13 protein-coding genes are annotated in these 12,242 nt (G+C 31.6%); 10 read left to right on the top strand and 3 right to left on the bottom strand.

Annotated features, from left to right (window positions below; all coding sequences use genetic code 11):
* Positions 1-121: 121 nt before the first annotated feature.
* Positions 122-1,291: a hypothetical protein gene (locus tag OZP08_RS10335; RefSeq protein WP_281321778.1), complete on the bottom strand. Its 1,170-nt coding sequence runs from the start codon at positions 1,289-1,291 to the stop codon at positions 122-124.
* A gap of 278 nt (positions 1,292-1,569) precedes the next feature.
* Complete coding sequence (locus OZP08_RS10330) at positions 1,570-1,920, bottom strand: 4Fe-4S dicluster domain-containing protein (protein ID WP_268846010.1); 351 nt, start codon at positions 1,918-1,920, stop codon at positions 1,570-1,572.
* Between the two features lie 149 nt (positions 1,921-2,069).
* Between OZP08_RS10330 and OZP08_RS10325 the strand changes: the two genes are divergently transcribed.
* From OZP08_RS10325 to OZP08_RS10300, 6 genes are all read left to right on the top strand, one after another.
* Positions 2,070-3,134, top strand: coding sequence for an acyl-CoA reductase (locus OZP08_RS10325; RefSeq protein WP_281321777.1), 1,065 nt, complete (start codon positions 2,070-2,072; stop codon positions 3,132-3,134).
* Between the two features lie 90 nt (positions 3,135-3,224).
* Entirely contained in the window at positions 3,225-4,316 is a 1,092-nt protein-coding gene (gene serC, locus OZP08_RS10320) for a 3-phosphoserine/phosphohydroxythreonine transaminase (RefSeq protein ID WP_268846008.1), read from the top strand.
* A gap of 90 nt (positions 4,317-4,406) precedes the next feature.
* A complete protein-coding gene (locus tag OZP08_RS10315) occupies positions 4,407-5,357 on the top strand; it encodes a D-2-hydroxyacid dehydrogenase (RefSeq protein WP_268846007.1) in 951 nt (316 codons plus the stop codon).
* Positions 5,358-5,461: 104 nt separating this feature from the next.
* Positions 5,462-6,019: a DUF937 domain-containing protein gene (locus OZP08_RS10310; RefSeq protein WP_268846006.1), complete on the top strand. Its 558-nt coding sequence runs from the start codon at positions 5,462-5,464 to the stop codon at positions 6,017-6,019.
* Positions 6,020-6,219: 200 nt separating this feature from the next.
* Positions 6,220-6,651 carry a DUF6146 family protein gene (locus OZP08_RS10305; protein ID WP_268846005.1) on the top strand — a complete coding sequence of 144 codons (432 nt, stop codon included), beginning with the start codon at positions 6,220-6,222 and terminating at the stop codon, positions 6,649-6,651.
* A 351-nt stretch (positions 6,652-7,002) separates the two neighbouring features.
* Positions 7,003-7,305, top strand: coding sequence for a DUF6787 family protein (locus OZP08_RS10300; RefSeq protein ID WP_268846004.1), 303 nt, complete (start codon positions 7,003-7,005; stop codon positions 7,303-7,305).
* Positions 7,306-7,327: 22 nt separating this feature from the next.
* Here the strand turns inward: OZP08_RS10300 and OZP08_RS10295 are convergent, their stop codons facing one another.
* Complete coding sequence (locus OZP08_RS10295; RefSeq protein ID WP_268846003.1) at positions 7,328-7,669, bottom strand: hypothetical protein; 342 nt, start codon at positions 7,667-7,669, stop codon at positions 7,328-7,330.
* 192 nt (positions 7,670-7,861) lie between these two features.
* Between OZP08_RS10295 and OZP08_RS10290 the strand changes: the two genes are divergently transcribed.
* The 4 genes from OZP08_RS10290 to OZP08_RS10275 all read left to right on the top strand — a co-directional run bounded on the left by OZP08_RS10290 (position 7,862) and on the right by OZP08_RS10275 (position 12,170).
* The gene (locus tag OZP08_RS10290; protein WP_268846002.1) at positions 7,862-8,545 is read left to right on the top strand and encodes an ABC transporter ATP-binding protein; all 684 of its coding nucleotides are present in this window, start codon (positions 7,862-7,864) and stop codon (positions 8,543-8,545) included.
* 70 nt (positions 8,546-8,615) lie between these two features.
* Positions 8,616-9,380, top strand: coding sequence for a TIGR02757 family protein (locus OZP08_RS10285; RefSeq protein WP_281321776.1), 765 nt, complete (start codon positions 8,616-8,618; stop codon positions 9,378-9,380).
* Positions 9,381-9,672: 292 nt separating this feature from the next.
* Positions 9,673-10,734 carry a HEAT repeat domain-containing protein gene (locus OZP08_RS10280; RefSeq protein WP_281321775.1) on the top strand — a complete coding sequence of 354 codons (1,062 nt, stop codon included), beginning with the start codon at positions 9,673-9,675 and terminating at the stop codon, positions 10,732-10,734.
* Positions 10,731-12,170: a glycosyltransferase family 2 protein gene (locus OZP08_RS10275; RefSeq protein WP_281321774.1), complete on the top strand. Its 1,440-nt coding sequence runs from the start codon at positions 10,731-10,733 to the stop codon at positions 12,168-12,170. Before OZP08_RS10280 ends, OZP08_RS10275 begins: the two co-directional genes overlap by 4 nt.
* Positions 12,171-12,242: the final 72 nt, after the last annotated feature.

Here is a 12,242-nt window from a genome sequence, read left to right as displayed (position 1 = left end):
ATATCTGTATATCAAAAAAGGATTGTCGCATGACAATCCTTTTTTTGTTGCTATTAATTCATCTAAAACAAATCATTGAATTCACAAAACAGCCTATATTCTGAAGAATTTGTGCTAAAATTTACAGCCTATCTTTTATTTTATTTATTATTTCCTGTTCTTTAGCAGTTGGAGTTAATCCTGAAAAATTCCAATAATCAGTCAGTATCGAATTTTTTATATTAAAAAGAGTTTTATCTTTAAAAACATCACTCTCCTTATACGTATAACTCTGATTACTAAAGTTGGTTGTCACTAGGTTATTTAGCACTTCAATGTTTTTTATTTCATTCCCTAAATCAACTTCATAATTAATCTCTTCTTTTGAACTGACTAAATAATAGTTATTTAAATCAACCCTGTAATTATTTTTGAACACTGATCGTATCATTCTTTTTGATCCTTTCCCAGTTTCTTCTTTAAATGCGGCCAATGAAGAAGCAGAAACTTCGGCAGTGATATCAATTATCAATTTCCTTTTAACATCATAGACAATTTTAAAATCATCCAATAACTCATCTGGACTTTCTATAGGAGTTGCTATTATTTCATTATAGGCTTCATTCAAGGGTGACACCTTAACAACGAAAGTATATTTCTTTTTAGATTTTACATCTAATAATGGTCTCAATACTGTAAAAACATAGTACTTCTCCATCATTATATTTAGATTATACCCCAAAAGATCAGAGCTGATATCATCTTCTATCAAACCAAAAGATCTATTCTGCTCTACCAACAAAGTCGATTTTACTTTTTTTTGGTCTTTATCTCTGTATAACTGAAAGTTTATGAGTCCATCATTAAAGTAGACATAATCCCCATTCAATTTAAAAAACTCTCTCGAGTAGACTTTCAATCTAGAAGGCACATTCAATCTCTTGATAGAATTGTCAACTAAATCTTTGACTATTTCCTGAGGATGTTGTTTGGTTACAACAATATCATCAAGGCTAACTAATTTACTTTTTAAATAGATTATATTTTCTGGTTGATTTAGCGAAGACCACTTTACAACAACTGGCAAATAGGATGAATGCGATACTTTTAAATTCGAACCTCCTTTTAACTCAAAAACAACTGTCCCGTCTTTATTAGACATTAAAACTTGTTTTGTTTTCAAAACCAATACAACTGCATCTTCTATTGGCAAATTAGAATCAACATCCATGACAATCAATGTCCTTTCATTAGTTTGCGAAAAAACAGCAAAACATAAAAAAAACAGAAGTAAAACAAGATTTTTTTTCATAAAAAGACACTATTTGTTTTTTATTTTAGAATATAGAATTAATACCTACTTGAGTTTTTAATAATGCTTATCTCAAGACCATTTTTTATATTCTATGACTTTTAATTATGACCCATTTCGGTCAAGCCTATTTCATACTTATTTAAATATAAACAATAAAATCCTAAAATAATTGTTTAAAAATATAAAAAAACAATCAAATACCATCTTTTCATGAGAATATAAAAAAAATCCTGAGCTTAGGCTCAGGATTTTTCTCATATATTTGTTTTTACTAACTATTCGCCATGTAAAAAAGCTTGTCTATTTAATAGTGTTTCTTCAGACTCAACATGATTATCATCTGGTATACAACAATCTACAGGACACACAGCAGCACATTGTGGCTCATCGTGAAATCCTTTACACTCAGTACATTTTCCTGGAACAATGTAATATATTTCGTCAGAAATAGGTGTTTGTGCATCTTCAGCATCAACTTCCGTACCATCAGGTAAAATTACTTTTCCTGTTAGTTTTGTTCCATCTTTATATCTCCAATCGTCAGCTCCTTCATAAATAGCTGTATTTGGGCACTCTGGTTCACAAGCCCCACAATTGATACATTCGTCGGTTATTATAATTGCCATTCTTAGTTTTTTTTAGTTTTAAGTTTAAAAATACAAAAGTTTAAAATTCTATAACTGAATACGATTACTGAACACAACTTTTGCCTAGAGCTTATAAAAAGCTTATTTTTGTGCAAAATTACAATCAAAACATTTCATAAACAAACATTATGACATTAGAAACAAAAAAAAATGCATTTATTGAATTAGGAAAATTCTTAAGCCAATTTAACGAAGGGAATTGTACAAAGAAAGATGCTGTATTTGGTAATGATTTGTTTTTTGAAAAATTTACCGACTTAATTCAACTTTCACAATCTTATAATGGCTGGTTTACACCAGAACAAGTCTTTTTTTCAGTTCAATCCTGGGCCAAAGCCCTGACGAAAGAAAACCTGGACCAATGGCTTTCTAAATATGATTTTAGCGAAGTAAAACCTAAAAAGGTTGCATTGATCCTTGCCGGTAATATTCCTCTGGTTGGTTTTCACGATTTTTTATCGGTATTAATAACCGGACATACAGTTTTGGTAAAAACCTCATCAAACGACCAGCATCTTTTGCCTTTTATAGCCAATTACCTTATAGCATTTGAGCCACAATTTGCTGACAAAATCGAATTTGTAGAAGGGAAATTAGAAAATTTTGATGCCGTAATTGCAACGGGTAGTAACAATACCGCTCGATATTTTGAATACTATTTCAAAGACAAACCTTCTATCATAAGAAAAAACAGAAACTCCGTTGCTGTTTTAAACGGATCTGAAACCCAAGAGCAATTAACCGCTTTAGGCGAAGATATTTTTAGGTATTTTGGTTTAGGCTGTAGAAATGTATCTAAACTTTTTGTACCAAAAGACTACTCCTTTGCTCCTTTTTTTGAAGCCATTTTTAAATACCAAGATGTCATTCATTATGAAAAATATGCTAATAATTACGATTACAACAAAGCGGTTTTCTTAATGAGTAATTTCAAATTACTGGATAATGGATTTTTGACCCTAAAAGAAGACTCAAGTTATGCCTCACCGATTTCGAGTATTTTTTATGAATATTATGATGATCTAAATGATTTGAAAAAGCGTCTGGAAAGTGAAAAAGACCAAATACAATGCACAATAAGTATCAGTTTAGAAGAAAATAGTATCGATTTTGGTCAATCTCAGTTGCCAAATCTGTGGGATTATGCTGACAATATCGACACTATAACGTTTTTGTTAATAAGATTAGACTAAAAACAATACATTATCCCAAATAATTTAACGTTTTTTCAACTCTTATTTCCGAAATTAGCATTTTTTAAAAAATCGGACACCAACTACACCATGAAAAAACACAATTACAGCGCAGGACCTTGTATTTTACCACAAGAAGTATTTGAAAAATCAGCACAGGCTATTTTAGATTTTAATAATTCAGGCTTATCAATTTTAGAAATTTCGCACCGAAGTAAAGATTTTGTTGCCGTTATGAATGAAGCCAGAGCGCTTGTACTTGAACTTTTAGGATTAGAAGGCAAAGGCTATCAAGCCCTCTTTTTAACAGGAGGTGCAAGTATGGAATTTCTAATGGTTCCTTACAATTTATTAAGAGAAGACGGAAAAGCAGCCTATTTAGACTCAGGCACTTGGGCTTCGGGTGCTATAAAAGAAGCGCAATCGTTTGGAAACACAACCATAGTAGCTTCTTCAAAAGAAGAAAATTACAATCATATTCCTAAAGGGTATACCGTACCTGCAGATGCTGATTACTTTCACTGTACAAGTAACAATACTATTTTTGGAACACAAATGACTGAATTTCCATCATTAGACATGCCAATTGTTTGTGATATGAGTTCTGATATTTTTTCAAGACAATTAGATTTTTCTAAATTTGATCTTATATATGCTGGAGCTCAAAAAAACTTGGGACCAGCTGGAACAACCTTGGTGGTTATCAAAGAAGAAATTCTAGGCAAAAACGGTCGTAAAATACCAAGCATGTTAGATTACGCCAAACATATCAAAGCAGAGAGCATGTACAACACTCCTCCTGTTTTCCCAATATATGCGTCGTTATTGACTTTACAATGGTTAAAAAATAAAGGTGGTATAGCTGCAATAGAAAAAATAAACAATGCCAAAGCTGCCTTGCTTTATGCAGAAATCGACAGAAACCCATTGTTTAAAGGAACAGCAGTTGTTGAAGACCGTTCGAAAATGAATGCAACTTTCCTATTGAATGATCCGGAACATACAGAAACTTTTGATGCTATGTGGAAAGCTGCCGGAATATCAGGATTGTCAGGACACCGTTCTGTTGGCGGTTATAGAGCTTCTATGTACAATGCTCTACCAATAGAAAGCGTACAGGTTTTAGTCGATGTCATGAAGGAGCTTGAAAAAACGGTTCAGATACCGTCATTCAATAATTAATTCCAAAAACTATCGAAATAGTTTCTGATAATAAAATAATAAATTAACTACGAGGGGTAATAGCTTCATTCCTCACAACGAAATATAATAATGAAAGTATTAGCAAACGACGGAATTTCTAAAAGTGGAATTCTAGCTTTAGAAAAAGGTGGATTTGAAGTTATCACTACAAAAGTGGCACAAGAACAAGTAGCCAATTTTGTAAACGAAAATAACATAAGTGTAGTTCTCGTTCGTAGTGCTACAAAAGTTCGCAAGGATATTATAGACACTTGCCCTGGATTAAAAATAATTGGTCGTGGTGGCGTAGGTATGGATAATATTGATGTAGATTATGCAAAAAGCAAAGGCATCAATGTAATCAATACTCCAGCATCATCATCGGAATCTGTTGCAGAATTGGTTTTTGCCCACTTATTTACCGGAGTTCGTTTCTTGCATGATTCAAACCGAAACATGCCTCTGGAAGGAGACACTAACTTTGACGGATTGAAAAAGGCCTATGCAAATGGACTTGAGTTAAGAGGCAAAACCTTAGGTATTGTGGGAATTGGTCGTATTGGTCAAGCTACTGCAAAAATGGCGTTAGGATTAGGTATGAAAGTTATCGCTGCAGATATGTTTATCCCTCAGGTAGATATTAAAGTAGATTTTTTTGATGGGCAATCTATAACAACAACTATTGTTTCCCAATCATTAGAATCTTTATTAAAGGAAGCTGATTTCATTACTATGCACGTTCCTGCACAAGAAACATACATTATTGGAGAAAAAGAATTCGCAATTATGAAAGATGGCGTAGGTATTGTAAACTGTGCCCGAGGCGGTGTAATTGATGAAGTTTCTCTTATAAGAGCATTAGATAGCGAAAAAGTATTATTTGCAGGATTGGATGTTTTTGAAAGTGAACCAAAACCAGAAATAGCAATATTAATGCATCCAAAAATTTCATTGACTCCACATATTGGTGCAGCTACAGAAGAAGCACAAGATAGAATTGGCACAGAATTAGCACAACAAATCATTGATTTACTAAAGTAATTTATTGATTTTAAATATTCTAAGTGGTGATTTATTAACACAGTTTAATAAATCACCACTTTTTTTTGATTAAATTTGATATCTAATCCTTAATCAAGAATACTATGTTTGAGCAACTTACACAATTAGTACAACAATTTGGTCAAGAAGCTGTTGTAAAAAATGATGCAATTCCAAATGAACAAAATGAGGCAGTAATGGAAGAAGCCGGCAACTCTATATTCTCCAGTTTACAAAAAATGGCTTCCGAAGGTGGTTCCGAAAAACTAGCAGGATTACTACAAGGCAATAACGCTCAAGACAGCTCAAATCCAGCCGTTCAGCAAATCACACAACAGCTCACAGGAAGCTTAGGGGAAAAATTTGGTTTAAATAGCGACACAGCCTCTGGTGTAGCAGGAAGTCTGATTCCACAAATTTTGGGAGGACTTGTAAACAAAGCAAATGATCCTAATGACAGTTTTCAAATTAGTGATTTAGTTGGTGCTATTACCGGTGGTGGCACACAAACAACAGGCATTATGGATACCATTTCAAAATACGGCACACAATTTGGGCTTGATCAAAATGCAGATGGAAAACTCGATATGCAGGATGCTATAACGGCAACCAAAAGCAAAGGAGGAATTGGCGGATTTCTCAGCAAATTATTCGGTAAATAATAGCATCACCAAATCGTTAACTTCAATTCATTTACAAAGTAAATTCAAGATTTTAACCTGACTTTAAGTAAAAAACTAAGGCAAATTACCCTAAAAATCCTTAAATTTGAGTCTAATTTAGTTGATGCATTCATCAACTGTTTATTTTTTTCTCTTTGAATAGTTCTTTTTTTTCACGTTCTACATTAACATTCATTAAAATGAAAAATTTAATTTATATATCGATTATTCTTTTGGCAATTATAGGGTGCAGTAGTTCACAATCCACTGTCCCAACAAAGGATACCTCAAAAGCGGAAAGCAAAGACACCATAAAAATTGCTAATAAAGACTTAAATTATGAAGTTATTATCATTGAATCTGGATTTGATACTTGGTTAAATTCAACTGCTCATCCTAGAGGGTTTTATTCACAAAAATATTTAGAAGATAAAAATTACCGATATATTATGGAATGGAACAACCGTGTTTCACAACCTCTAAGATACAGTCCTAATTTATACGAAATGAGAATCGATTACGATCCAAATATTGATTATGGTTATGAAGTAAACTATCTTATTTATAATTACATGATCTACTTTCAAAACAAATACAAACAAAAACTATATGGCTATGTCCCTCCAAGATAAATTTGATGGGTGCCATTATACAGCAAACCCTGCATAGGTTAGATCAAATAAAAATTAGAAACATATTTAATCACAAAAAGCAAAGCCACTCAACTAAGTGGCTTTGTTCATAATTAATAGTAAATCAAATGATTTTATTAAGTCTGAAAAAAAGAGTTTTTAATGTTGCATTTAATAACTGTAATACAGAATTATCAATAGAAAAAAATTATTCGAAATGAGTGATCCTATTTTTCAAAAAAATTAAGCCGCGAAACAACCGTTTTATAATTAAAATATTACATAATCTATACGAATAGAAAGATAATCACAAATTAAAACTTGTATATTTGTATTCATGATAAATAAATAATGGGAGGATTAAAACAACGTTGGGGATTAACATCCAATTTTCAACTTACAATAATTATTATCGTTTTTGCAATAACAGGATCTGCATCGGCTTGGCTCTCAAAACCGGTTTGTTTGTGGTTGGGAATAACTAAAGAAGATTTAGGTCTTTGGTTTACCCCTGTCCGATTAATTCTTATTTTCCCAATCTATCAAGTTTTATTAGTAGCCATAGGGTTTCTCTTTGGTCAGTTTAAATTCTTTTGGGCCTTTGAGAAAAAAATGCTTAAAGGTATGGGCTTAGGCTTTTTGATTAAAGAGTAAAAACTAAATCTATTACCTATATCTATTTTTCTATTTTCACATTGTCTTTGAGACCGCTTTTATAATTTCTTTTTACCCAATAGGTATACATCCAAGTTATGGTAAAAGAAGGAACTACATCTGTAAAAGGCAAAATTTCCTCAACAAAAGTTAAAAGACCTGCTACCTTACCAACTCTACCCTCATACATTTTGGTCATTAAAAAACCCGCCAGTGGTGCCCAAACGACATCTTGAAATTCACCTAAAAGCGGAATGGTAAAGGACAACATTCCGATTGCATCAAATAAAATTCCAAGAATGAGTTTTTTAGTTTTCAAATTATCACTATTTGAAACATAAGTATTTTCAATATCTCCATTCATACTATTACTATTCTTTTATAAAGGCTCACAAGACCATAATTAATCTAGTCTAAATTACTCAAAATTTAAATATCCAGACAAAATAAACTCAAATACTATTTAGAAATAAAAAGTTAGTTTCGCTCAAAAAAATAAAAGTGATACCTTGATTTTATCAATAGAAACTTTGTTTCTTTGTAAAAACAGTTTGAAATGATACACGCAAAAAATATACATAAATTTTACGATCAGCTTGAAGTACTAAAAGGAGTTGATTTACACATAAAAAAAGGCGAAATTGTTTCTATTGTTGGTGCTTCGGGTGCAGGAAAAACAACACTTTTGCAAATTCTAGGGACTTTAGACAAGCCTAGTTCTGTTAAAACAGATGGAGAAAACCAAACTTCACTACACATAAATAAAGAAGATATTTTGAAAATGAATGACAAATCATTATCAAAATTCAGAAACTTAAACTTGGGATTTATTTTCCAATTTCATCAATTGCTTCCTGAATTTACAGCATTAGAAAATGTTTGTATTCCAGCATATATTGCCAATAAATCAAAAGCCGAAACTGAAAAAGAAGCCAAAAAACTATTAGATTATTTGGGATTGTCCCATAGAATAGATCACAAACCCAATGAACTTTCCGGAGGGGAACAACAACGTGTTGCTGTTGCCAGAGCGCTGATCAACAAACCTGATGTTATTTTTGCCGATGAACCTTCTGGGAATTTAGACACTCATTCTGCCGAAAATCTTCATCAGTTATTTTTTCAACTTCGAGATAAATTTGGGCAAACTTTTGTGATAGTAACCCACAATGAAGAACTTGCCAATATGGCTGACAGAAAACTAATAATGATTGATGGACAAATCAGTAACCCATCATAAGCAATTAGTATTTTTATAATTTCAAATTTTATAATACTTAAGTTCCTTAGCAAAATTACCTTTCCATCAAATGACTTTTCAAGAACTCAAATCTTTCCTGGACGAAAAAGTAGTGCTATACAACAACACGGATTTTATCGAGAGTGATCCCGTTCAAATTCCGCATTTGTTTTCTCAAAAAGAAGATATAGAAATTGCTGGGTTCCTGAGTGCCACCATTGCTTGGGGTAATAGAAAAATGATTATCAAAAATTCGCATCAAATGATGGAATTGATGGGAAATTCACCCTACGATTTTGTAATGACACATAAGGAAACCGACTTAGAGCGCTTAGAAACCTTTGTTCATCGTACTTTTAACGGGCAAGATTTCATAGGGTTTATAAAAGGTTTACAACATATTTATAAAAATCATGGTGGATTAGAAACTGTCTTCAGCACTAACTTAGGCGAAGATAATTTACAAAAAAACATTCACGAATTCAAAAAATTGTTTTTTGAAATTCCACATCTCGACCGAACCCAAAAACACATTTCTGACCCTTTAAGAGGATCGGCAGCCAAGAGAATCAACATGTACCTAAGATGGATGGTTCGTCAGGACAATAAAGGTGTTGACTTAGGTATCTGGAAATCTATTTCGCCTGCACTCCTATCCTGCCCTCTGGATGTTCATTCCGGAAATGTAGCACGAAAACTAGGCTTGCTTACACGAAAACAAAACGATGGAAAAGCATTAGCCGAATTGGATTTAAAACTTAGGGAGTTAGACCCAACTGACCCCGTAAAATATGATTTTGCATTATTTGGACTAGGTGTTTTTGAAGGTTTTTAGAAAATCTATAAACACCATTATTTATACTATTCAATCTTTTTAATCCCTCAAAAAAAGAGCAATTTCTAAGACATTGTTATCAATTACAATGCAAATTGTATTTGATATTATCTTCCCAACTTATAAGATAACCTCCTTAATTTCAACCTATCATGTTTTATTTTAAATTACAATTCTTGCAAAACATTTAAAATAATCATTATCTTTATGTAAGTTTTTTTTCAATAAAAAAATAAATACAATACAACATTGGCTTGTTTTTAATAATGGTAATTAAACAAAACTCTTTTGTATGGATAGATATATTCATTATTTTGTCCTCATAGGTTTACCAATACTAATAGGTAGCTTTACGCTATTAGTATTATTTCTAATCTTGAATAGATTTAGATATGACTTGTTTAGACCTAAATATGAATCTGCAAAAAGTAAAATTGATAGTTTTCTAACATCAATAATTTTTTCTCCATTCGACGAAAATAATTTCAAAATAGAAATAGAACAATTCAAAAAAGAAATTCCTTTTAAAAAAAAATGGTGCAAAAAATTATTACTGAATGAAATTATTTTTTTGAAGCTAAACCTAAAAGGAGATATTACCAATACTTTTCATTTTCTATATGAAAGCTTTGATTTATTTGAATACACAAAAAAGCTCTTAAAAAGCAAGCGATTTTATATAAAGTGCATTGGGATGTACCATTTGGAATCTTTAGAATATGAAAAAGGGAAAATGTACATTATCCCTTTTTTAAACCACAAAAACAAAAATGTTCAATCCAGTGCCTTTTTGAGTTTAATTTCATTAGATCCCGATAAATTAGAAACATTATTAGATTTTTCACATCAAATTACAATTGCTGAGGAAATCAAAATAATGGATATTCTTCATCAGAAAAAAACAAAAATCCCCACTAATTTAAGTCAGTGGATACATTCTGACAATGCATCAATCATAAAACTCGGATTGAAATTAATGATGTTTTACAACTTTACCAATGATAATGAAGCTATTGTAGAGCTATTAAGACATGAAGATGAATTGGTTCGATTAGAAGCAATTTCTGCAATAAACTTTTTATACATACATGAAGCAGAACCCATATTGATTGAGCAATTTCATCAGGAAGACACACAAAACAAATTAGAGATTTTTAATACTTTGGCCGTTATCGGGACTACTGACTCTGAAAATTTCATAGCTGGATTATTAAAAGACAAAACCATCGAAAACAATAAACTCGATGCTGTTTATTGCTTACACAAAATAAATTCTGAGTATTTTAATGTTCATTTCCAAGATGATTATGATGTACAAAAAATGGTCAAACACGTAAAAACCCCATATCTATGATGTTAGATAACCTTTCATACTATTACGAATTATTTGTGGGATTATTTTCAGCATCTTACATACTTTCATATTGCTTATTGGCTTTATTTTCATACTATGCCATAAAAAAATATCTCAATAACAAAAACTTTATACCTAATAATGTTATTATAAAATCCAATCATATTCCTGGTGTATCGGTTATTGCACCTGCCTTTAATGAAGGAGCAACCGTAGTTTATAATGTAAAATCATTGCTGTCATTGACATACCCAAAATTCGAAATTGTATTGGTAAATGATGGTAGTACTGATGATACTTTGCAAAAATTAATCAAAGAGTTTGATTTGATTAAAGTTGACTTTTATTACCAAGAAAAAATACCAACAAATCCTGTAAGGGGTCACTACAAATCTACTAATCCATTATATTCAAAACTACTCGTTGTAGATAAGGAGAATAGAAAAAGTAAAGCAGATGCGGCTAATGTTGGGATAAACTCTACCAAGTATCCGTTATTTATGTGTACAGATGTAGACTGTATTTTAAAAAATGACACTATTATAAAATTAGCCAAACCCTTTATAGAAAATAAAAAAAGAGTAATTGCTACTGGAGCAGGAATCAGAATCTCAAATTCATGCGAAGTAAAAGATGGTTTTTTGGTCAAAATACATTTTCCAAAAGGATGGTACCCAAGATTTCAGGAGCTAGAATATGTTCGTGCATTTCTTTTTGGTAGAATGGCTTGGAGCCAAATAAACGGTTTATTATTGGTTTCCGGAGGACTTGGCATGTTCGACAAAGAAATTGCTATAGCAGCAGGAGGATATTGGCATAAATCATTGGGAGAAGATATGGAACTCATAACCCGAATGAGAAAATACATGTATGACCATAAACTCCCTTTTCTAATTCAATATATTCCAGAATCATTATGCTGGACAGAAGTTCCCGCTACAAAAGAAGTTTTAATCAGACAACGGGTTCGTTGGTCAAGAGGACTGATTCAAACCTTAAACTTACACAAAAATATTTTTTTTAACCCAAAATACGAAAGAATGGGGTTTCTCATATTCCCTTATTTTTTTATGTTCGAATTTTTAATCCCAATTTTAGAATTAATCGGAATAGTGATATTAATTATTAGCTTAATTGTCTTGGACATAGACTATATCTATTTAATCTACCTTACTCTTACGGTTTATCTTTTTTACCTCATAATAACGTTTATATCCATACTCTTAGATGATATTATCTATAAAAATTATGCCAATACAAAAGAAATCATAATACTCGTTCTAATGGCTATAATTGAACCATTTTGCTACCATCCTGTAAATGTATATGCTTCATTAAAAGGGTATTCCCATTTTTTTAGACAAAAAGAACAAAACTGGGGAAACATGCAACGGCAAGGATTTAATACCGCCCCAAAACAAAATCAGGTTACTTAATCTAAAATTCTAGAAAGGCATGAAATCGCTATTAACAAAAAGTTTGCGCAAGCAAACACCTATATAAAAAAA

It is taken from the genome of Flavobacterium aestivum (assembly GCF_026870175.2).
Taxonomy (GTDB): domain Bacteria; phylum Bacteroidota; class Bacteroidia; order Flavobacteriales; family Flavobacteriaceae; genus Flavobacterium; species Flavobacterium aestivum.
The sequence above is the reverse complement of the archived record's forward strand: the minus strand, read 5'-3'. Positions and strand labels throughout refer to the sequence as shown.

Coding starts and splice junctions, on each gene's coding strand:
- OZP08_RS10335 (WP_281321778.1), bottom strand. CDS start 1,291: ATGAAAAAAAATCTTGTTTTACTTCTGTTTTTTTTATGTTTTGCTGTT.
- OZP08_RS10330 (WP_268846010.1), bottom strand. CDS start 1,920: ATGGCAATTATAATAACCGACGAATGTATCAATTGTGGGGCTTGTGAA.
- OZP08_RS10325 (WP_281321777.1), top strand. CDS start 2,070: ATGACATTAGAAACAAAAAAAAATGCATTTATTGAATTAGGAAAATTC.
- serC (WP_268846008.1), top strand. CDS start 3,225: ATGAAAAAACACAATTACAGCGCAGGACCTTGTATTTTACCACAAGAA.
- OZP08_RS10315 (WP_268846007.1), top strand. CDS start 4,407: ATGAAAGTATTAGCAAACGACGGAATTTCTAAAAGTGGAATTCTAGCT.
- OZP08_RS10310 (WP_268846006.1), top strand. CDS start 5,462: ATGTTTGAGCAACTTACACAATTAGTACAACAATTTGGTCAAGAAGCT.
- OZP08_RS10305 (WP_268846005.1), top strand. CDS start 6,220: ATGAAAAATTTAATTTATATATCGATTATTCTTTTGGCAATTATAGGG.
- OZP08_RS10300 (WP_268846004.1), top strand. CDS start 7,003: ATGGGAGGATTAAAACAACGTTGGGGATTAACATCCAATTTTCAACTT.
- OZP08_RS10295 (WP_268846003.1), bottom strand. CDS start 7,669: ATGAATGGAGATATTGAAAATACTTATGTTTCAAATAGTGATAATTTG.
- OZP08_RS10290 (WP_268846002.1), top strand. CDS start 7,862: ATGATACACGCAAAAAATATACATAAATTTTACGATCAGCTTGAAGTA.
- OZP08_RS10285 (WP_281321776.1), top strand. CDS start 8,616: ATGACTTTTCAAGAACTCAAATCTTTCCTGGACGAAAAAGTAGTGCTA.
- OZP08_RS10280 (WP_281321775.1), top strand. CDS start 9,673: ATGGATAGATATATTCATTATTTTGTCCTCATAGGTTTACCAATACTA.
- OZP08_RS10275 (WP_281321774.1), top strand. CDS start 10,731: ATGATGTTAGATAACCTTTCATACTATTACGAATTATTTGTGGGATTA.